The 19,853-nt window shown below is 61.4% G+C and carries 16 protein-coding genes and 4 pseudogenes; 3 read left to right on the top strand and 17 right to left on the bottom strand.

Annotation, left to right across the window (positions count from 1 at the left end):
- Window positions 1-178: 178 nt before the first annotated feature.
- Window positions 179-535 (bottom strand): annotated as a pseudogene (locus VSR72_RS21600) (ABC transporter substrate-binding protein); the annotation flags it as partial.
- A gap of 288 nt (window positions 536-823) precedes the next feature.
- On the opposite strand from VSR72_RS21600, the gene VSR72_RS21595 reads away from it, so the two are divergent.
- Entirely contained in the window at window positions 824-2,419 is a 1,596-nt protein-coding gene (locus VSR72_RS21595; protein ID WP_342954366.1) for an APC family permease, read from the top strand.
- Between the two features lie 604 nt (window positions 2,420-3,023).
- On the opposite strand, the gene VSR72_RS21590 is transcribed toward VSR72_RS21595, so the two are convergent.
- Both VSR72_RS21590 and VSR72_RS21585 read right to left on the bottom strand, forming a co-directional pair.
- Window positions 3,024-4,046 (bottom strand): endo-1,4-beta-xylanase, encoded by a 1,023-nt coding sequence (locus VSR72_RS21590; RefSeq protein ID WP_342954365.1) that lies wholly within the window; start codon window positions 4,044-4,046, stop codon window positions 3,024-3,026.
- Window positions 4,047-5,070: 1,024 nt separating this feature from the next.
- A pseudogene (locus VSR72_RS21585) lies at window positions 5,071-5,410 on the bottom strand (CoA-binding protein); the annotation flags it as partial.
- Window positions 5,411-5,417: 7 nt separating this feature from the next.
- On the opposite strand from VSR72_RS21585, the pseudogene VSR72_RS21580 reads away from it, so the two are divergent.
- A pseudogene (locus VSR72_RS21580) lies at window positions 5,418-5,766 on the top strand (DUF1275 family protein); the annotation flags it as partial.
- A 29-nt stretch (window positions 5,767-5,795) separates the two neighbouring features.
- On the opposite strand, the gene VSR72_RS21575 reads toward VSR72_RS21580, so the two are convergent.
- The 9 genes and pseudogenes from VSR72_RS21575 to VSR72_RS21535 form a co-directional block, all read right to left on the bottom strand.
- Entirely contained in the window at window positions 5,796-6,134 is a 339-nt protein-coding gene (locus tag VSR72_RS21575; RefSeq protein ID WP_342954364.1) for an L-rhamnose mutarotase, read from the bottom strand.
- A 26-nt stretch (window positions 6,135-6,160) separates the two neighbouring features.
- Window positions 6,161-6,460, bottom strand: coding sequence for a hypothetical protein (locus VSR72_RS21570; protein WP_342954363.1), 300 nt, complete (start codon window positions 6,458-6,460; stop codon window positions 6,161-6,163).
- Between the two features lie 9 nt (window positions 6,461-6,469).
- Window positions 6,470-7,997 (bottom strand): annotated as a pseudogene (locus VSR72_RS21565) (altronate dehydratase family protein).
- A gap of 22 nt (window positions 7,998-8,019) precedes the next feature.
- Entirely contained in the window at window positions 8,020-9,153 is a 1,134-nt protein-coding gene (locus VSR72_RS21560) for a mannitol dehydrogenase family protein (RefSeq protein WP_342954362.1), read from the bottom strand.
- A 32-nt stretch (window positions 9,154-9,185) separates the two neighbouring features.
- A complete protein-coding gene (locus VSR72_RS21555; protein ID WP_342954361.1) occupies window positions 9,186-10,196 on the bottom strand; it encodes a zinc-binding alcohol dehydrogenase family protein in 1,011 nt (336 codons plus the stop codon).
- 95 nt (window positions 10,197-10,291) lie between these two features.
- On the bottom strand, window positions 10,292-11,311 hold the full coding sequence (locus VSR72_RS21550) for an aldo/keto reductase (protein ID WP_342954360.1): 1,020 nt from the start codon (window positions 11,309-11,311) through the stop codon (window positions 10,292-10,294).
- Window positions 11,312-11,412: 101 nt separating this feature from the next.
- On the bottom strand, window positions 11,413-12,360 hold the full coding sequence (locus VSR72_RS21545) for an ABC transporter substrate-binding protein (RefSeq protein ID WP_342954359.1): 948 nt from the start codon (window positions 12,358-12,360) through the stop codon (window positions 11,413-11,415).
- Between the two features lie 38 nt (window positions 12,361-12,398).
- Window positions 12,399-13,430 (bottom strand): ABC transporter permease, encoded by a 1,032-nt coding sequence (locus VSR72_RS21540; protein ID WP_342954358.1) that lies wholly within the window; start codon window positions 13,428-13,430, stop codon window positions 12,399-12,401.
- Complete coding sequence (locus VSR72_RS21535) at window positions 13,423-14,973, bottom strand: sugar ABC transporter ATP-binding protein (protein ID WP_342954357.1); 1,551 nt, start codon at window positions 14,971-14,973, stop codon at window positions 13,423-13,425. The genes VSR72_RS21540 and VSR72_RS21535 overlap by 8 nt, the downstream gene beginning before the upstream one ends.
- Window positions 14,974-15,204: 231 nt before the next feature.
- On the opposite strand from VSR72_RS21535, the gene VSR72_RS21530 reads away from it, so the two are divergent.
- A complete protein-coding gene (locus VSR72_RS21530) occupies window positions 15,205-15,906 on the top strand; it encodes a FadR/GntR family transcriptional regulator (RefSeq protein WP_342954356.1) in 702 nt (233 codons plus the stop codon).
- A gap of 72 nt (window positions 15,907-15,978) precedes the next feature.
- Here VSR72_RS21530 and aroE read toward each other — a convergent pair whose 3' ends face one another.
- The 5 genes from aroE to VSR72_RS21505 are packed head-to-tail and all read right to left on the bottom strand — an operon-like array spanning window position 15,979 to window position 19,833.
- Window positions 15,979-16,815 carry a shikimate dehydrogenase gene (gene aroE / locus VSR72_RS21525; protein ID WP_342954355.1) on the bottom strand — a complete coding sequence of 279 codons (837 nt, stop codon included), beginning with the start codon at window positions 16,813-16,815 and terminating at the stop codon, window positions 15,979-15,981.
- A gap of 6 nt (window positions 16,816-16,821) precedes the next feature.
- The gene (locus tag VSR72_RS21520) at window positions 16,822-18,033 is read right to left on the bottom strand and encodes a CoA transferase (RefSeq protein ID WP_342954354.1); all 1,212 of its coding nucleotides are present in this window, start codon (window positions 18,031-18,033) and stop codon (window positions 16,822-16,824) included.
- Window positions 18,033-18,491 carry a MaoC family dehydratase gene (locus tag VSR72_RS21515; protein ID WP_342954353.1) on the bottom strand — a complete coding sequence of 153 codons (459 nt, stop codon included), beginning with the start codon at window positions 18,489-18,491 and terminating at the stop codon, window positions 18,033-18,035. The genes VSR72_RS21520 and VSR72_RS21515 overlap by 1 nt, the downstream gene beginning before the upstream one ends.
- A gap of 2 nt (window positions 18,492-18,493) precedes the next feature.
- Window positions 18,494-18,886: a VOC family protein gene (locus VSR72_RS21510; protein WP_342954352.1), complete on the bottom strand. Its 393-nt coding sequence runs from the start codon at window positions 18,884-18,886 to the stop codon at window positions 18,494-18,496.
- Window positions 18,883-19,833, bottom strand: a complete 951-nt coding sequence (locus VSR72_RS21505; protein WP_342954351.1) for a ketopantoate reductase family protein — start codon at window positions 19,831-19,833, stop codon at window positions 18,883-18,885. Before VSR72_RS21505 ends, VSR72_RS21510 begins: the two co-directional genes overlap by 4 nt.
- Window positions 19,834-19,853 lie beyond the last annotated feature (20 nt).

Here is a 19,853-nt window from a genome sequence, read left to right as displayed (position 1 = left end):
CTCACCGCTCGACGTCAACCCCGCCGGCGTATGCCGCTTCGCTTTCAGACGCGGAAAGATCGCATAGATCCGCTCGAGATCCGCCTCGATCCCGGGCCGCCGCGGGCGCCTCGCGAACGACCCGATCCGCAGGTTCTCCTCAACCGACAGATGCGCAAAACAGCGCCGACGTACGAGCACCTGAACGCGCCGGGTCCTTGAGATTGCCGTTGCCCGGCTTGACCACGTACTGGTTGATCGCCTGCAGCACCGGGTAGTCCGTGCCCGAAGGGTGCGTCGTGATCGAGATGAAGCCTTTGGCCGCATCGCCCGCCGGACGCACGTCTTCCTCGGAGTTGCTCCAGATGTTGCCGATGATGTGGTCGACCGGATAGCCGACCTTCTGCGCGGTCTTGATCGCCACCGGATTCATCACCCCCCAGCCGCGCAGGATCACCCAGTCTGGATTGATCTGGTGAATTTTCAGCCATTGCGAACCCTGTTCGTTACCGGGGTGCAGCACCTCGATCTGGGTCACGTCGAAACCGTACCTCTTCGTCGCCCGGTGTGGCATTTCTCCATGAGCTTCGCTGAACGTAGCCCCTTCCTTATGCAAAGTTTGCATATGGCCATGCCGACACAGCATTAGACGACCAAGTCGCGCCACTTCATCATCGCGTCTCCGCAGCAATTGCGGTTGCCTCGGCGTCTCAGCCGTAGCAGGGCAATACAACACAAGGACGCGCGTTTTCAGCGCCGCTGCCCGCGTAGACAGGCTCGGCACGGTACATGTGTGCCTTACTTCCCGTATGGCTCGCGCGCTGTCCATAACGTAGGAGACAAGGTGAAGCAATCGATACAACGGAACATCGGCCCGTTCGCGCTGATGTTCACCGGCCTCGGGTCGATCATCGGTTCGGGCTGGCTGTTCGGCGCGTGGAAGGCGGCGAAAATTGCAGGTCCGGCGGCCGTTTGCGCCTGGATCATCGGCGCCGTGGTCATTCTGGCCATCGCGCTCACTTACGCAGAACTCGGTGCGATGTTCCCGGAGTCGGGCGGTATGGTCCGCTACGCCCGTTACTCGCACGGCGCACTGGTGGGCTTCATCAGCGCGTGGGCAAACTGGATCGCCATTGTCTCGGTGATCCCGATCGAAGCCGAAGCCTCGATCCAGTACATGAGCACCTGGCCCTACGAGTGGGCGCACGCGCTCTTCGTCGACGGGTCATTGACACACTCAGGGCTTGGGCTCTCCGCGATTCTCGTGATCATCTACTTCATGCTCAACTACTGGGGTGTGAAGCTGTTCGCGCGTGCCAACAGCGCGATCACGATTTTCAAGTTCATCATCCCGGGTCTCACGATCATCGGCCTGATGTCGGGAAGCTTCCACCACGAGAATTTCGGCGAAACGACTTCGTTCGCACCGTATGGCTGGTCGGCGGTGTTCACGGCGGTCGCCACGAGCGGCATCGTGTTCGCGTTCAACGGCTTCCAGAGCCCGATCAACCTCGCGGGTGAAGCGCGCAATCCGGCCAAGAGCGTGCCGTTCGCGGTCATCGGCTCGATCCTCTGCGCGCTTGTGATCTACGTGCTGCTGCAGATCGCCTATATCGGCGCGGTCAATCCGGCCGACGTCGCGAAGGGCTGGAATACGTTCAACTTCAAGTCGCCGTTCGCGGAACTCGCGATCGCGCTGAACCTGAACTGGCTGGCGATCCTGCTCTACGTCGACGCATTCGTGAGCCCGAGCGGCACCGGTACGACCTACATGGCGACGACCTCGCGCATGATCTACGCGATGGAGCGCAACAACACGATGCCGAAGATGTTCGGCAACGTGCACCCGTTCTACGGCGTGCCGCGTAACGCGATGTGGTTCAACCTGCTCGTCTCGTTCATCTTCATGTTCTTCTTCCGCGGCTGGAGTTCGCTCGCGGCGGTGATCTCGGTGGCGACGGTGATTTCGTACCTCACGGGTCCGATCAGCCTGATGGCGCTCAAGCGCGCCGCCACGGACATCGAGCGCCCGCTCTCCGTACCGTTCATGAAGGTGATCGCGCCGTTCGCGTTCGTCTGCGCTTCGATGATCCTGTACTGGGCGAAGTGGCCGCTGACCGGCGAAATCATCCTGCTGATGGTCGTCGCGCTGCCGGTGTACTTCTACTTCCAGAGCAAGCAAGGCTTCGACGGCTGGGGCCAGGATCTGAAGGCCGCATGGTGGCTGTGCGCGTACCTGCCGATCATGGCGCTTCTGTCGCTGCTCGGCAGCAAGCAGTTCGGCGGCAGCGGTCTGCTTCCCTACGGCTGGGACATGCTCGTCGTCGCGCTGATCTCGCTCGTGTTCTATTACTGGGGCGTGAATTCGGGCTACCGCTCGCCGTACCTGGATGAACGCCAGGAGCACGACGAAGTGCTCGAAGCCATCGCGGCGCATTGAACTTCGATCGACTGTTCTGATGGCTAGCTCTATTCCACCAGAAGTATGAGTAAGCACGGAGTGTGCGGCCGGTATCCTGCGTCACCGCAAATTCGTAGGCGGTGACGCTCAGCGTGCCGCGCCGCACCTTCGTCTACTGGATCATGGTTGACTCTTCATGATCCAGTAGTGCCGGGCCTGCACCTGTTTTGCGCCGCGCTTTACCATCTCGCGCCGGTCTTACTCGTAGCCGACGAATTCGCTTATGTGGTTCGGCTCCCTCCAGTGCGGGTTCGATCCATTTAGCACGCACAATGATCGGGACGCCGATAATACATGCGCCCTTCGTCACTGGAATCGTTTAAAGGTTCAGTCCTTCAGCCACTCCTGGAAGGGCGTCATTTATCGACCGCATACAGTTGATCCAAAGCATTCGCAAAGGCCAGTTCAACCTTGCGAAGCTCGGTCTCAAACATGCCGCTATGCCCGCAGTGTGGGTGGCATTCTTGCCTGACTGATCAGATATCGTTTCTATAATGGCATATATCGCCTGTTTGCCCCGAGCTACGAATGGCGCTACCTGGACCGCCCGAAATCGCGGCGCGGCGAATAGTGTGCCCAACCCTCAAGGGCGCCAGGACGAATCGACGATCGTCCACAGCGCGGCCTTCGGTTTCAGATTCGCGTCGAACAGCAGCGGCAGATTGGTCCGCGGTACCGGTGTCGACGTCAGCCACGTGTGCTTGTCCGAATAGCCCCATAGCGTAACGGCCTTGATGCTTGGCTCGTGCTCAAACAAGTCGAACACGGCGCCGTAACGTTCCGCCTGCGCGCGCATGACGTCGTCCGGCACTGGATTGCCGAGATCCGGCAGGCAAGCATGCGGGTTGTGCCAGCATTCGCCCGGGTCGGAGTAGAAACTCACGTCCAGCTCGGTCACCTGGTTTTCGAGTCCGAGCGCAGCGACGTCGTCGAAGGCCTGCTTGATATGCGACATCGGCGGCCAGTCGATACTGATGTGCATCTGATGCCCGACACCGTCGATCGGCACGCCCTGCCCGCGCAGATCGCGTATCACCGATAACAGCTTCGCGCGCTTGACCGGATCGTCTGTGCTGTACTCGTTGATATAGAGCTTGGCGCTCGGGTCTGCGGCGCGTGCCGCGCGTAATGCGATCGCAATGTAGTCCTTGCCCAGCGCGCGATACCAGGGGCTGTCCTCACGATAGACCTGATGCGGGTCGTCGCTGATCGTTTCGTTCACGACGTCCCAGGCGTAAACCTTGCCGCGGAAATGCGTGACGACGTCGGTCACATATCGGGCAAGGCGCGCGGCGACGACATCCCGGTAATGCGGGTCCTTGGGATCGCCTGCAAAGAACCAGGCCGGCGCCTCGCTCCAGTCACCGCTGCTGAAATACCACACGAGCGTATGGCCGCGTACCGCAATGCCATGTGCCTGCGCGAACGCGACGATCTTGTCGGCGGGCCCAAAGTTGTATTGGCCTTCCGCTACGCCGATCTCGCCCGGCTTCATCTTGTTCTCGGCCGTCAGGCTCGAAAACTGGGCGCCCAGCAGCGCGGCGTCGGCGGGGCTGTCGATCGAATCGGGTTCGATGGCCGCACCGATCTTGAAGTGCGTGGCCATCACAGTCTTCAACCGAGGTACCGTCTGCGCTGGCGCACTTGCGAGCGGCGCTCCGCCGGGTCCGGCTGCCGTCTGGTCGCGGGCGCAACCGGCTGTCCACGCGATCAAGCCCAGCGCGACGGCCGCGCAAAGCGCGCACATCAAGCTCCTGAATGGACGCATGCCCAGTTTCCCCAGTCGGAATGCTTCGGTTGGATGACGTACGGTTCGCTGATGCGTTACCGGTAACGCTCGCCATGTTAAGCACACCTTTCCATGGCCGCCATACGGGATTTACCGGACGTGGATGCGTGCACAATGTGTAAACGTCGATTAAAATCTGACCCGTCGGGGGAGTTGCTGCAAGGTTGTAAAGTCATTCGCCGCGACAAGTCCGCGTAGCGCAGCTATATCGCCCATCCTTTTGCGGTGTGGTGTTCAGCGGCGGCGGCTGCCTTATCTGTATCAGTTGCTCTGGGACTCGACGATGCACTGCGAGCCCGTGCTGCGAGAACTGCAACGCGCCGTCACGATGTCCACCGTAACGCCAGCCGCGGATGATGAAACGGTGCAGGTGTTCGTCGTTCCACCATGGCGAGTTGCATCACACAATGCAGTTGCGCAATCGTGACCTGCTCGAGAATCAGCACTCGCCGCCTGACCGGCGGCCCGACGCCGCGCGGACTGATTCGCCACTGGAGGACTGAAGGCGGATCGGAAGGATTGGCATAGACTTCCTATCGGCCATACTCGCTGCAACCCCAATTCGCCCCGCATCGGCGCGGTCCTCCAAGTGAGGAGGTGGTTGACAACGACAGGCTGGTGGAAGCGGCGAACGCTATCGCTGGGCTGCAATGCGCAGGTCGCGCCCGGCAATGAAAGTCTTCTTTGACGGCTGCCAGTTCTGGGTCGTCAGTCAACTGCACCGCTATTTCGCAGCCCGCCGTCTCGGCGAGCCTGAGGGAAGCTCGCTCTGGTCGAATTGCACGCGCTCGATCGGTGGCCGCTCTGAATGCCCACTGTGCAGCGTCTGGCCATACCGCCACATCGCTTCGATCGCGCTCGTTGCACTCTCGGGGCGCCGGAACACCCTTGCCGTTCAGCAAACGGGTGATCGCCGGCGCATGCGGGCTCACGTACGCGACTACCGGCTTGCTCGTGTCTGGCAGCGAATCCCGAATGGCCCCTGCCATCAGATCGGGTATTGCCAGTCCCGACGAGCCAACAATCACGGCGACTGCATCGTAGCTGGGACTATCTAGCAAAGTTCGAATCGCACCACGCAACAACTCGGGCTGCAGGCCGGCGAGCGTAACGTCGATCGGGTTGCGATCGAGCACGGCGTGGTCACCCGTTTGCAGCGCCCGCAAACGAGCCGCGGTCTCGTCGTCGATCCCCGGCATTTCGTTCGTCGCCACGCTGCAGACTTTATCGTTCACGCACATCGAGAATCTGACCTACACGTCGGTCATGACGACAGGAAACCTGCGCCGAGCGGCGAAAAAGCTGCTGGAGGCCTTTATCCCGGGCTACGACAGAACCGCATTGCATGAGGCATCACTGCCTAGGATGGCAGGCTTTTGTTTCTTGCAGCTGCGGTTTTTGGGGGCGTGATGACGCGACTATTTATGACGGTGCGCTGTGGCTTGCAGTGCTGTTTCTCGTCGCAGCACTTGTCCAGACAGGCCGGCTGGTTTTCCGGCATGAAGACGAAGCGGCCGCCCAACGTTACGGCGAGTGATGCGCCGTTCTACCCGAATCTTGAAGGTCTTATTGCTGCTCTAAATCGAATATTCGATTCATCAACACCCATTTTTCCCCAGCTGGTGTCCAGGGAGTGGGCGCCTGGAACGTCCACATCAATGTTTCCCATCGCTGAACCACCGCATTGCACAGCGCCGCTTCCGCCATTCGGTCGGCATCGTAAACGCCATCGTCCGTTTCCATGATCATGAACAATCGCGTTCCAAGCCGATAGATCTCCATGCCCAGCACGCCATGATCACGTATGTGACGAACGACTTCGGGCCAAACCTCGCGATGGAAATCTTCGTAGCGTGCGATGAGTTCGGGATCGTCTTTCAAATCCAGGGCCAGACAGTGGCGCATCGTTTCTCCTTTCCATGTATTGCGGGCTATTCGGATGACAGCGCCGCCTGCGCATTGAACCGCCGTTGAAGGTCAACGATCGTCGGAAGCTGAAAGTCGTGAACGTCCGGTGCCGCGACGCCTTGCCGCCGGCTGAACTCGGTAGCCAGTTGCAGCGCCCGGGCGCGCGTATCGGCCAGCAAATGGAGTGCTTCAGCGAGTAACCCTCTCTCCAGATCGGTTAGCGGAAAGTCTCCCGCACCTGAGTCCTGCCCGGGTATAGCAACCACAGAATGCATCGACGCTTGCTCACTACCAATCTTCAACAACCGGGCATGACGATTCACGATTGCCTCCTACATTGTGGCGCCCAGCGACCACGGCACGAACTCGCGGTCGCCCATGCCATTCATTTCGCTGCAGGTCCGCTGCCCCGACGCGACTGCCAGGATCAGCCGGAACAGTTTTTCCCCAGCCTCGTTGACATCAAGCGTGCCGTCGACGACGGAGCCGGTGTTGAAATCCATATCGGCGGTCATCCGCTCGAAGAGCGCCGTCGTCGTGGCAACCTTGACCGTCGGAACCGGCTTCGAACCGAATACGGAACCGCGCCCCGTCGTGAAGCAGATCAGGTTCGCTCCGCCTGCGATTTGTCCGGTGGCGGATACGGGGTCGTAGCCTGGCGTGTCCATGAACACAAGGCCCGACGCCAGCACAGGCTCGGCATAGTCATACACTGCTGCAAGTGCCGAGCTTCCCCCTTTCGATACTGCCCCAAGCGATTTCTCAAGAATCGTCGTGATCCCTCCCGCCTTGTTTCCCGGCGACGGATTGTTGTTGAGGTCGCCGCCTCCGCCCGCTGCATAGCGCTCCCACCAACGCAGCTTCTCGAGCAAGCGTTCGGCAACATCGCTTGATACGGCCCGCGCCGTCAGCAGATGTTCGGCCCCATAGATTTCCGGCGTTTCGGAGAGAATCGCGGTTCCGCCATTGCGCACAAGCAGATTGACGGCCACCCCCAGGGCAGGATTCGCTGTGATCCCCGAGTATCCATCCGAGCCACCGCACTGGAGTGCCAGCTTGAGCCTGGAAGCGGACACCATGGTTCGAGTGGCCTGGTTCGCGACATCGAGTAATTCCTTGACGATCGCAACACCTCGGCGGACCGTCTCACGCGCCCCGCCTTCCTCCTGTATGACGAGCGTTCTTATCTGGCATGGGCCGGACGCGCCAGGCCAATTCGGTCATATCCTTGACCTGATTGACCTCGCATCCGAGGCCGACGAGCAGTACACCCGCGAAGTTCGGACTTCGTGCATACCCCATGAGCGTACGGCGCAAGAGTGCAATACCTTCGCCAGTGGACGACATGCCGCATCCGCTTTGATGCGTGACTGGAACGACACCATCGACATTTTCCAGCGATGCGATCGCGTCGCCCTTGAACGCATCGGCGATCGCATGGCACACACTCGCGGAACAGTTGACACTGGCGATCACACCAATGAAATTGCGGGTTCCGACCTGACCGTCGGGCCGCACGAATCCCATGAAAGTGTCCCGGCGATCGGCTTCGAAGACGCGGCTGATCTTCCCCGCCTGCGGCTGCCGCGGCTCCTGTTGTTCAGGCATGCCGACGTTGTGCACGTGAACGTGCTCGCCCGCCGCGATGCCTCGCAGCGCAACGCCAATCGTCTGGTGGTATTTGCGAATACGCGTACCGCTGCCAATATCCCGAGTCGCAATCTTGTGACCTGCGGGAATGTCTGCCAGCACACGCACTCGATGTCCACCCACGTCAACGTGCTCTCCCGCTCCCAATAGACGCAGGGCCACCGCCACGTTGTCGTCTTCGTGCAGGAGTACAACGCTCCGATCTGTCATGATTGATGCCGGTTTTCGTTTGTCAGATGAGTCCATGCCGGGTTAGCAGGCCACGCAAGCGCGGCTGAGCGTTTCGCATCGACAAAGCGTTCGCGAGTTCGATCAGCGGCAATATCCGCCTTTTGACCTTCGCTACATGGTTTTGCGCGATGTCTGCAATTCGATGATCGAGGAACGGATTGCAGAACCGCTCGCGCACGCTGCTCAGGTAGTCCCCGGCCTGGGTGCTCATGCCCGTAGCCCCGAAGACAGGCATGACCTCCTCTTGCCATACGGCTTCGATTTCAGCACGCATACGCGAATCGTTCATTGCACCGAGCACCGTTTCGGACAACGGCCGCTGTTCGATAAGCCACTGCTCTGCCAGCCAGCTATGGCCAAGATTGAGAAAAAACAGCTTCAACCTTTCGTGGCTGCGCAAGTCACCGGTCAGAACAATGTTCTCGTGGTTGCACGGCAACTCCATTCCCGCACGTCGTTCGACAGCCCACAATGCATAGGGCTCAGCCACCGCCCCCACCGGATCAATCGGTTCGGATACGATCCGGTCGACGAGTGAGTTCACCCAGACACACCTCTGCCGTGCGTAGTCGATGAACGGCTCGGGCAATGACCATTGCGTTGCCAGACCGAGCACGATCTCGCGCAAGGTATCGCCGTTGTTCTCCACGAGTTCGCACGGGAAAATCGACACCCCGTCGCAGGGGCGTTCTTGCCAGCGCGCATAAAGCAAGGCGAGAAGCTTCGCGGGATAACTGCGAGGCACGGCGCCGTCAACCGAGAACAGATCCGGGGAATCTCGCTCGTCGAGGCGGTAGCCCGTGTCGCCGGTGTTCGACACGATGACGCGCACTTCTTCGATCGCCGCGCGGCGAACTGTCGTCCAGTCGCGATCGGCAATCCACGCGGCGCGAATGCCGTCGCAGACGACGACTTTGTCCACCACCGCGCCATGCTCCCTCCCCCGGATCCGGACGGGATAGCCTCCAGGCCGCGACAGCGCAGCGACACGCGCGTGAGTGATGGGATTGCCGGTAGTCTGCACGACGCTGATGCCGCCAATCGCATCGCCGCGCTTCAACGCTTGCGACACAAATAGCGCAACATGCGCGAGGAGAAAACGGCTCGTGCCAAACTGGAGTATGGGTTCACTCATGCCGCCTGTCCCGTAGATTGGATGGCATTCGCTCAGCACTCGACCAACGCTTTCACCACCGTCTGCCCCGTCTCAAGCAACCGCGGAAACGCCTCAGGAACGTCCGCAAGCCGCATTCGGTGCGTATTCAGCGCTTGATCCGGAATGCGACCCGCACGCATGGCTTCCAGCACGGTCTCGAAGTCGGCGGTGGTTGCGTTGCGGCTGGCGAGCAACGTCATCTCGCGCTTGTGAAACTCCGGATCGGAGAACGTTACCTGCCACGGCACAATCGAGATCAGCGTGTACGTGCCGCCATGCGCCACCAATCCGAATCCACGGTTCATTGCATCGATATTGCCCGTCGCGTCAAAAACGACATCGAAAAACTCGTTGTTCGTGAGCGATGCAAGTTGTTCGGTGTCCGCGGGGCCAACAGCGACGGCAGCGTCTACATTCAACTGGGTCCTGCAAAATTCCAGTCGATCCGCACGGGTATCGAGGCAGGTCACACGCGCGCCCCGCAGTTTCGCAAAGATCATCGCGGCCATGCCGATCGGACCGGCTCCGACGACCAGCACGCGCTGATCGGCCAATACGTCCGCCCGCCGCACCGCGTGCGCCCCGATCGCCAGGAATTCGAGCATCGCGGCCTGATCGAGCGTGACGCCTTCGGCTTTGTGAACGAACTGCGCGGGTACGCTCAGGTACTCGGCCAGTGCGCCATCTCGATGCACACCCAATACCTTGATGTCGACGCAACAGTTGGTCTTGCCTTGTCGACACGCGACGCAACGTCCACACGACAGATACGGCATGACGTAGACGCCGTCGCCGGAAGCGAATCCCGAGTCGGGTTCAGCCTCGACCACCACACCGGAAAATTCATGTCCCATCACGCGCGGATACTGCAGGTAGGGCTGATTGCCCGTGAAGATGTGCAGGTCGGTACCGCAAATTCCAACCCGAGACACGCGCAGCAGTACCTCTCCGGCTGCTCGAACGGGCGCCTCGGAATGCTGCGCGCGCAGCACGCCGGGTGACTCGCAAATCACGCTAAGCATAGGGATGTCCTCTTGATCAAAGCATCATGCGCGGCGAAAGGCTCGCCCACGCGAAAAAACCGGCATGCGTTGCCGCCGGAAAGCGATCCGCACCGTCATGCTTGCCCCTCTGGAACAGGTGCGTGGGCGGCAATCAGCCCGTCGTCGCTCAGCGCTCGCCAAAATCGCGCGGGTACGGGACGCTCCAGCCATGCAATGTTCTGCTGCAACTGCGCCACGCTGCGCGCGCCAACGACGCACGACACGACAGCCGGGTGCGCAAACGGGAATTGAAGGGCGGCGGCCGGCAGCGGGACATCGAAACGCCCGCATAGTTCGGTGAGGCGCCGCACCTTTTCGACGACCTCGGCAGGCGCATCGCCGTAATTGAACTTGCCGTTACCGGCGAGTACACCAGAATTGAAAACACCCCCCACGACGATAGCCGTTTGTGCGCGCAGGCAGGCGTCGAGCAGGGGCTCAAGCGCCGTCTGTTCAAGCAGCGTGTACCGTCCGGCAAGAAGGACGACGTCGAGAGGAACTTCATTCATGGCATCAACGGCGACCTCGCACTCGTTGACACCGAGGCCGACTGCGTGCACCGCGCCGCTCTCACGCAACTGCGTCAGGGCGCGAAAGCCGCCGCCTTCCGTGAGATGAGTCCAGTAGTATGGGTGGCGATCGCCATGAGTCATCGCACCGATGTCATGCACATAAAGGATGTCGATGCGAGCCGTTCCGAGCCGCTGCAGACTGTCCTCGTACGAGCGCATCACTCCGCCGTAGGTGTAGTCGAAGACCGGCCGGAAAGGCAACGGCTCGGCCCAGCCGTCATCTCCGGGCGTCACACCGGCGTCCGGGCACATCAACCGACCCACCTTCGAGCTCAGCGAGAATGCTTCCCGGGAGCGGTCGGCAAGCGCTTGCCCCACGCGCCGCTCGGAAAGCGTATAGCCGTAATACGGCGCCGTGTCGAAATAGCGCAGCCCGGCAGACCACGCAGCATCGACAAGCGCCTCCGAATCGGCCCATGAGATCGGACGATACAGACCACCGAGTTGGGAACATCCGAGACCTAGCGCCGTCAGTTCCAGCCCACTGCGCGGCAAGGTACGTATTTCGCGAGCATTGGTCATCAAGGGAGGCCGAGAAAATATCAATCGTCAGCAACGCAGCGACAGGTCCTGCGCCAATCACGCACCGGCATCGGCGCAGGCCATCGACAACATCGGCGTCCTCAGTAAAGGACGTTCTTTGCCGTGGGCGAATCGAGGTTTTGTTTGTCGACCATCACGACGCCCGTATCGATATCTTTCGCGACACTCTTGTGTTCGATGACGTTGACAACCGTCTGGATTCCCTTGTATCCCATCTGGTAGGACCCCTGGACGGCGATCCCCTGGATCGTCCCGTCGCGCACGAAGTTTTGCAGGTCCTGATTGCCGTCAAACCCGATCGCCACCACCTTGCCCGCCTTTCCGGCCTGTTTGAGCGCGCGTCCCACTCCGACTGCAGTCGGCTCGTTGGCACCGAAGATCCCCTTCAGATCAGGATTCGCGGAAAGTACATCGGTGGTCTGGTTCAGTGCCGTCGCCATCTGGGACTGCGAGTAGTACGGGCCGACGATCTGCAGTTTCGAATGCGCCGCAAGATACTTCTTGAAGCCGCCGACACGTCCAATTTCCGATCCAGCACCCGGCACGTAGGACATCAGCGCGATCTTTCCCGTCTGACCAACGCGGTCGATCAGCGCCTGCGCGCAAAGCTCACCGGCCTTCTCGTTGTCGGTGGACAAAAACGACTGGTAATACTGCTTGCCGGAATCGGACAGCGCGGAGTCGATCAACACGACGGGGATATGCGCCTCCCACGCTTTCTTGATGGCCGGCACAAGCGCATCGGGATCGGACGGTGCGAGCACGATTCCCGCGACGTGGCGGTTGACCGCGTTTTCGACCATGTTCACTTCGTCCGCGATATCGGATTCGGCGGCCGGCCCCTGGAAAGTCATCGTGTAACCCTTCGCCTCGCCGAGTGCGGCATTCGAGCCTTTCTGCACGTTTTGCCAGTAATTCGAATTGACCGTCTTGACGATGACCGCGATCTCGCCACCTGCCGCATACGCGCCCGTGCTGAACACCGCGCACAACAACGCCGATGCCGCAAAAATCGAAAGCTTCTGCATGTCTCGCTCCTCTTTTTTCGTGGTTGAACTACGCTTGATTAACGCTTCCTGCTTCGTAACTGATCGATCCAGACGGTGCCCAGAATCACGACACCGATGATGATCTGCTGGATGAAACTCGAGACTCCGTTCATGTTCAGGCCATTGCGCAATACGCCAATGACGAACGCGCCGATGGCGGTGCCGGAAATCGTGCCCACGCCGCCCATCAGCGACGTTCCGCCAATCACCGCACTGGCGATTGCGTCGAGCTCGTACATGACGCCTTCGTTGGGCTGACCGGTCACGAGACGCGACATCAGTACGCAACCCGTGACGCCCGCCAGCGCGCCGGAAAGCACGTAGGTGAACATCTTCACGCCTCGAACGTCGACACCGGAAAGACGAGCCGCTTCGGGGTTGGAACCGACCGCGTAGATATGACGACCGAGCGAAGTCTTCGACAGGAGGATGGCGCCTGCGATGAAGAACACGATCATGATGACGACGGGATAGGGAATGCCTGGAAACGTCGTATCCGGAAATCCATCCGCGCCGATATGGGAAACCCGGAACAACGCGCCGTTGCCGAGGACACCAAACGCGTTGCCAAGGTCCGAGACCGGCCGGGCTCCGGTAATTTGCAGAGCGAGGCCGCGAGCGACCAGCATCATGCCGAGCGTCGCGATGAACGGCGGCAATCCCATTCGCGTCACACAGATCCCGTTGACGTATCCGCACAGCGCGCCTACGAGCACGCCGCAAAGCATGGCGAGAGGCCCCGGTATGCCAGCCTTCGCGAGCAGCGCGGCCGCAACACCCGCGAGCGCAAGCACCGAGCCGACCGACAGGTCGATACCGCCTGTGATGATGACGCACGTCGCGGCGACACCCAGGTAGGCGATCGATGTCACCTGCAAGCTGACGGTCATCATGTTGCCGACAGAAAAGAATGCCGAACTGGTGACCGAGAATGCAATCAAGAGTGCAACGAGGCTACCCAGCGCCGCGAATTTCTGGATCAGGTCGCGGCGCCGCTGCCGAGCCGAGCGATCCGCGGGCTGGCTACGATCCGATGTCATTTCAAGCATGTGTGCGCCCCGAAGCAAAGTGCATGATCTCCTCCTGACTGGTTTGTTTCGTCTCGAGAACGGCCGTAATACGGCCCTCATGAAAAACGGCGATCCGGTCGGTCATTCCAAGCAACTCAGGCAACTCCGAGCTGATCAATACGACGCCCACGCCATCCGCGGCGAGCCGATCCATCAGACCGTAAATGGCGAACTTCGCGCCGACGTCGATGCCGCGCGTCGGCTCATCGAAGAACAGGATCTTCGAGCCGCGGTACAGCCATTTGCCGATCACGACCTTTTGCTGATTGCCGCCTGACAGGTTGCGAACGATCTGCGCAACCGACGGCGTGCGAATGGCCAGGTCATCTACATAGCGTCGCGCGATCGCGGCTTCTTCATCGAAGCGCAGGAAGCCCGTGCGAGACGAGATGCCGTCAACGTTCGAAAGCGTGATATTTGCGGCGACAGACATCCCGAGCGCGAGGCCATCCTGTTTGCGGTCTTCCGACAGGTAAGCAATGCCGTGACGAATCGCTTCGCGCGGCGAGCGAATCGTCAAGCGGTTGCCGTGCAACTCGAGTGTCCCTTCATCCAGCCTGTCCGCGCCAAAGATCGCTCTGGCGACTTCCGTGCGGCCCGCCCCCATGAGGCCCGCGAAGCCGAGGATTTCGCCTTTGCGCAGCTCGAATGACACGGGGCCGAATACGCCATTGCGGCGCAGATCCCGTGCGCTGAGCAGCACATCCTCCGTGGGTCTGGATTGCCGCTCAGGGTATGCATCATCGAGGGGCCGCCCCACCATGCGCGCGACGATGTCATTGACAGTCAACGCCGCAAAATTGTCCGTCGATATATGCCGGCCATCGCGCAAGATCGTCACGCGATCGACGATCTGGGCCATCTCTTCGAAGCGATGCGAGATATAAAGGATCGCCACGCCAGCAGCGCGAAGCTCCTGAATGATTCGAAAGAGCTGGGCCGTTTCCGATTCGGTCAAGGAGGACGTCGGTTCGTCCATGATCAACACGTTCGAATCGAACGAGAGCGCCTTCGCGATTTCCACCATCTGCTGCTGTGCGATCGACAGCGTACCCACCAGCGTGGCGGGCGACACGTCAAGGCCGATTCGTTGCAGGCAGCGCACTGCATCCGCATTGAGTTTGCGGGTATCGACGAACGGTCCGCGCTTCGGCTCGCGTGCGAGATAGAGATTCTCCGCCACGCTCAAATGCGGCACGAGGTTCAGCTCCTGATGGATGATCGCGATGCCTGCGGCCTGCGCCTCCGACGTCGAACCGAACCGGACCGATGCGCCGCGAAAACGCATGGTGCCTTCGTCAGGCGGGTACTGGCCGCTGATGATTTTCATCAGCGTCGATTTGCCTGCACCGTTCTCGCCGCAGACCGCGTGAACCTCTCCCTCTCGAAGGTCCAGACGAATGCTATCGAGGGCCACTACGCCGGGAAATCGCTTCACAACGCCTTCGAGGCGCAGGATCTCTCGCCCGGGCTCCCCTCGATCGGCGACAGCAAGGCTTGAAGAACCGCGGGGCACTGTCATTGCGTCTCCAATGTTCGATCAACCGGGCCTGCATGCGGTCAGTCCAATTTAGATGAATTAAAGCCAAATTCTCCGGTTTGGTCAAGCCACTGTAGATTTATCTATACTGATCTTACCAATAGTGAAAACCCCTAGAAACCCCAACGCGTGTGCGAATCAATGGTTGCGGGCCCTCGTGCTAGACTTTGACGCAGGCTGCAAGGTCCATCGCAGCGCCCTTCCACCCACACGATGAAATCAACAGAACCCAAGCGGCTTTACCAATCTGTCGCCACTCAGATCCTCGCGTTGATCCGTCAGGGTGAATTTCCGCCAGGAGAGCGTTTGCCGCCCGAACGTGAACTGGCGCTGAAACTGGGCGTGTCGAGACCGTCGCTACGTGAGGCGTTGATCGCGCTCGAGATCGGCGGCCAGGTCGAGATACGAATGGGATCGGGCGTCTATGTCTGCGAGCCGGGTGAGGACGCCGCAGGCACAGTGGGAGCGCTAGGCGACAGTCCATCGGAATTGATGCAGGCACGAGCCACCATCGAAGGCAGTGTGGTCGTGCTTGCCACGGCGCATATGACCGCAGCCATGCTGGACCGGTTACGTCGCACAGTCGAGCGGATGCGCCGACTCGCGGCAGCGGGCAAATCACCCGTCGAGGCGGACCGGCAATTCCACATGCTGATCGCGGAGGCCGCTGGCAATTCGGTGCTCAGCCGCTATATGGGAGAGTTGTTCGACAGCCGCCATGATCCGATCGCAGCGGCCATGCGGGGTCATGCGGAAAGCCCCCAAACCTGGACGGCAGCCGTGCAGGAACATGAGGCTGTGCTCAAGGCTTTGCAGGCCGGCGACCCGATCGCAGCACAGACCGCGATGCGCGCACACCTCATGGCCTCCGAAGAGCGGTGGATCAGCGGGGCGTTGAAACAGGGTATGGACTAGCTGTTTGCTTTTCGTGCCCCGTTGATGGCATGAAGCATCAGGACATTCTTCATCGGGTTTTCCTTTGCACGCTTAGTCGAGCGGCACGGAGAGACGATCGATAACGGCTGCCGTTTCCGGACGCACGCCTCGCCACCATGCAAAAGCTTCGGCGGCCTGCTCGACCAGCATGCCGACGCCGTCGGCGACGCCATGCACGCCGGCGTTGCGCGCGAGCCGCAGGAACGGCGTGAGCCGCTTGCCGTACGCAAGCTCATACGCGGCGCCTTCCGGGCTGAACACGCTCGGCGGGACGGGTGGCAACTCGCCGGTCAGGCTCGCGGAGGTCGCATTGACCACGAGGTCGAATCGGCCCATCGCCGGCAGATCGGCATAGCCGCGAGCACGCAACGCAGCGCCACGTGCACCGAACTGGCCGGCCAAGGCCTCACCCTTGGCCACGTCGCGGTTGGCGATGACCAGTTCGGCGGGACCCGCGGCGAGAAACGGCAGCAGCGCGCCACGCGCGGCGCCGCCTGCACCGAGCATCAATACACGCTTGCCGGCGAGCGGAACGCCGAGATTGACCTCGATATCGCGCAACAGGCCGATGCCGTCGAAATTCTCGGCAATGATCCGGCCGTTCTCGAACTTGAGCGCATTGGCCGCGCCTGCCAACGCCGCGCGTTCGCTGCGCTCGCCGGCAAGCGCGAATGCCTTCAGCTTGAAGGGCGCCGTGACGTTCATGCCTTTGCCGCCTGCGTCGGCGAACTGGCGCACTACCCTGGCGAAGCCATCCTCTGGGTCCACCGGGCCTTCGATCGCGACATAGGACATCGCCTGTTGCGTCGCTTCGGCAAAGAGGCCGTGAATCAGCGGAGACTTCGTGTGTCCGATCGGATTCCCGATCACTGCATACTGGTCAGCCATGGTGTCTCACTTCGAATAGAGAACGCCTTCACTTTGCATCGCGTCGATTTCGGAGGCGGAGAAGCCGAGCGATTGCGCAACCTCCGTGTTGTGCTGCCCGAGATCGGGCGCGACGTCGCGGATAGTCGTGTCGCAATGAGAAAAGCGGAATGGCAGGTTGGGCAGACGCAGCTTTCCGTAACGCGGATGATGCTGCTCGACCACCATGCCGCGCGCATGGATCTGCGGATCGTCGAGCACTTCGTCGATGCGCTGCACCTTTGCGCTTGGCACATCGATGCCATCCAGCAGTTCGAGCACCTGCGCAACAGGACGCGCGGCGACCCACGGCTGCACGACCGAGAGAATCGCCTGCCGATGCGTATTGCGACCCACGCTATCGTGAAAGCGCGTATCGCTGCCGAAGCCGGCAGGCCCGCCATGCGTTTCGATCAACGCGGCGAGGCGCTTCCATGCATCGTCCACTTGCGCTGCGATCACGAGATCGCCGTCTGCTGCCCGAAACACGCCGTAAAGTGTCGAGGTCGGCATGTCGTGGCCGGTTTGCTCCGGCAGCACGCCGCGCAGCGTGTAGCACTGCACCGCGTACTCGTGCATCGAAACGAGCGTGTCGTACAGCGCCATGTCGATGTGCTGGCCGCGGCCGCTCTTCACCCGCCCGAGCAGCGCCGCGTTGATCGCCGCCACCGCGTGAATGCCCGTGTACATGTCGCCGAGCGAAATGCGCAGCAGCGGAGGCGGTTCGCCCGGCGTGCCCACCATCTGCATGATGCCGCTCTTCGCCTCCGCAATCAGGCCGAAACCGGCGCGATGTGCGTCGGGGCCCGTATGACCGTATGCCGAAATCGAACAGTAGACGAGCCCCGGATTGCGCGCGCAAAGCGCTTCATAGCCCAGCCCGAGTTTATCCAGCGCGCCGGGGCGGTAGTTCTCGACGAACACATCCGCCGAGTCGCACAGGCGACGCATGAACTCCTTGCCGCGCGCATCTTTCATGTTGACGCTGACGCCGCGCTTGCCCATGTTCAGTTGCAGGAAGTAGCCGCTTTGCTGGTCGTCGAGCACGGTCGCGTGCTGGCGTCCCGCGTCGCCACTGCCGGGGCGCTCGACCTTGATGACTTCGGCGCCGAGCGCCGCAAGGCAGCGGCCCACGTAGGGACCAGCGAGGAAGTGGCTATAGTCGACAACGCGTATGCCTTCGAGTGGACGGGCCTGCATCAGAACGCTCCCGGCCGACGCGGCACCATCAGACGATGCTCGCCGCGTTGAACTACCTGGTCATCCTGATTGATCAGCTCCGATGGCAGCGCGACGATGCCCCAGCCCGGACGGCTGTTGCTCGGCCGCATCGCGCCAACGCGAAACTTCACATGCAGCACGTCGTTGACCTTGATGGGTACCAGGAAATCCCAGGTCCAACCGAGCGACATGCCGGGCAGGAAGCGATAGTCGCTCTGGGTCTTGAGGCCGTCCGCAACCGAGAGTCCGAACAGTCCATGCGCGACGAGGCAGCCAAAGTGGCTCGCGTTGGCATACGCCTCGTCCACGTGCACGGGCGTGTGGTCGCCGGTGAGGTCCGCGTACGCGAGGATGCGTTCCTTCGTCACGGTGTAGTTTGGGCTCACGCACTCGTCGCCTTCGCGGGCGTCGTCCCAGTACTTGTCGATGATCGTCATGCTCACGCCTCCGCACGCGGGTTGATGCTCAGCGCCTGCGCGACGCACGACGCGGGCGTGGCCTGAATCAGTTCGACGGCGAGGCCGTCGGGCAGACGCAGCCAGTTGCGCCCTTGCGGCATCTCGCTCACGCTATACGCCTGGGCTGCGGCCAATGCCGCCTCCATGTCTTCACACATGACGCCCAGATGTGCGAGGCGCCCTTCGGGACCTTCGTGCTGCGGCGCATGAATGAACTGCAAGCCGCCGAGGGTCCAGTACTGGCGCGGCGCGTCGACGGTGCCATCGACTTCGCGCATGCTCATGCCGAGCACGTCTTGGAAGAAGCGGATATGCCAGTGGATGTCCTTCACCCAGATCGCGACGTGCTCCAGATAAGACTTCGAGCCGCTCATGCCGTCGCCTCCTTGCGCTGCTCGTCGGCCATCGCGCGTTCGATGCCCTTGATGCATGCCACCAGCGTCGCGTTGACGGGCGTCGGCACGCCGAGCCGTTGTCCCCAGCGCACCACCGAGCCGTTGATGAAATCGATCTCTGTGACCGAGCCTTTTTCGAGGCTTTGCAGCATCGACGTCTTGAACGCGGGAGAGAGACCTTCGGCCGCAAGTGTCCAGGCCTGTTCGGGGTCTGTCATCGACAAGGTGATGCCCGCCCCGTGTGCTGCTGCGATGGCTTCGCCGATGGCCGCGAGCGCCGTAGTCTTCAATAGCGGCTCGTCATAAAGCTGGCCGTAGGTGAGGCGCGTGATGCCCGTGATCGCGCCAGTGGCGACGTTCACGAGCAGCTTGTCCCACATCGTGCCCATGATGTTGTTGCTGACCGTGGTGAGCAGCCCGGCGGCGTTGAACGCATCGGCGATCGCCTGCACGCGCGGCGTGATCTGGCCATCGAGTTCACCGATATAGGTCGCCTTGCCGGTGACGCCCGACTGGATATGCCCTGGCCCACGCAACACGCCGCCGACATAGGTCTTGCCTGCCAGCACGCGCTCACGGCCCACGATATCGGCGAGCACGTCTTCGTGCCCGAGTCCGTTTTGAAGCGACAGGACGAGCGTTTCGGGCCCGATAAGCGCGAGTGCGCCGCGCATCGCCGCATCGGTATGGAAGGACTTGACCAGCACGACGACCACGTCGGCCGCGCCGACTTCGCCCGCCTGCGTCGCGGCGCGCACAGCGATGCGCCGCGTGCCGCTATCGTCGTCGACCTGCAGACCGTCGCGACGCATCGTTTCGACATGGACGGGCGAACGGTCCAGCAGCCAGGTTTCGTGGCCGCCTTCGGTGAGGGTGGCGCCGATCGCGCAGCCTAGTGCGCCGGCGCCGAGAATCGCAATCTTCACAGGGTTTCTCCTTGACGTGT

The sequence above is a fragment of the Paraburkholderia sp. JHI869 genome (assembly GCF_038900775.1).
GTDB lineage: Bacteria > Pseudomonadota > Gammaproteobacteria > Burkholderiales > Burkholderiaceae > Paraburkholderia.
This window is presented reverse-complemented; position numbering and strand designations above follow the sequence as displayed.

Excerpts from the sequence above, each read along its gene's own strand:
- VSR72_RS21590 (WP_342954365.1), bottom strand. The coding sequence starts at position 4,046 with ATGGCCACGCACTTCAAGATCGGTGCGGCCATCGAACCCGATTCGATC.
- VSR72_RS21575 (WP_342954364.1), bottom strand. The coding sequence starts at position 6,134 with ATGCGCCACTGTCTGGCCCTGGATTTGAAAGACGATCCCGAACTCATC.
- VSR72_RS21560 (WP_342954362.1), bottom strand. The coding sequence starts at position 9,153 with ATGAGTGAACCCATACTCCAGTTTGGCACGAGCCGTTTTCTCCTCGCG.
- VSR72_RS21555 (WP_342954361.1), bottom strand. The coding sequence starts at position 10,196 with ATGCTTAGCGTGATTTGCGAGTCACCCGGCGTGCTGCGCGCGCAGCAT.
- VSR72_RS21550 (WP_342954360.1), bottom strand. The coding sequence starts at position 11,311 with ATGACCAATGCTCGCGAAATACGTACCTTGCCGCGCAGTGGGCTGGAA.
- VSR72_RS21545 (WP_342954359.1), bottom strand. The coding sequence starts at position 12,360 with ATGCAGAAGCTTTCGATTTTTGCGGCATCGGCGTTGTTGTGCGCGGTG.
- VSR72_RS21540 (WP_342954358.1), bottom strand. The coding sequence starts at position 13,430 with ATGCTTGAAATGACATCGGATCGTAGCCAGCCCGCGGATCGCTCGGCT.
- VSR72_RS21535 (WP_342954357.1), bottom strand. The coding sequence starts at position 14,973 with ATGACAGTGCCCCGCGGTTCTTCAAGCCTTGCTGTCGCCGATCGAGGG.
- VSR72_RS21530 (WP_342954356.1), top strand. The coding sequence starts at position 15,205 with ATGAAATCAACAGAACCCAAGCGGCTTTACCAATCTGTCGCCACTCAG.
- aroE (WP_342954355.1), bottom strand. The coding sequence starts at position 16,815 with ATGGCTGACCAGTATGCAGTGATCGGGAATCCGATCGGACACACGAAG.
- VSR72_RS21520 (WP_342954354.1), bottom strand. The coding sequence starts at position 18,033 with ATGCAGGCCCGTCCACTCGAAGGCATACGCGTTGTCGACTATAGCCAC.
- VSR72_RS21515 (WP_342954353.1), bottom strand. The coding sequence starts at position 18,491 with ATGACGATCATCGACAAGTACTGGGACGACGCCCGCGAAGGCGACGAG.
- VSR72_RS21510 (WP_342954352.1), bottom strand. The coding sequence starts at position 18,886 with ATGAGCGGCTCGAAGTCTTATCTGGAGCACGTCGCGATCTGGGTGAAG.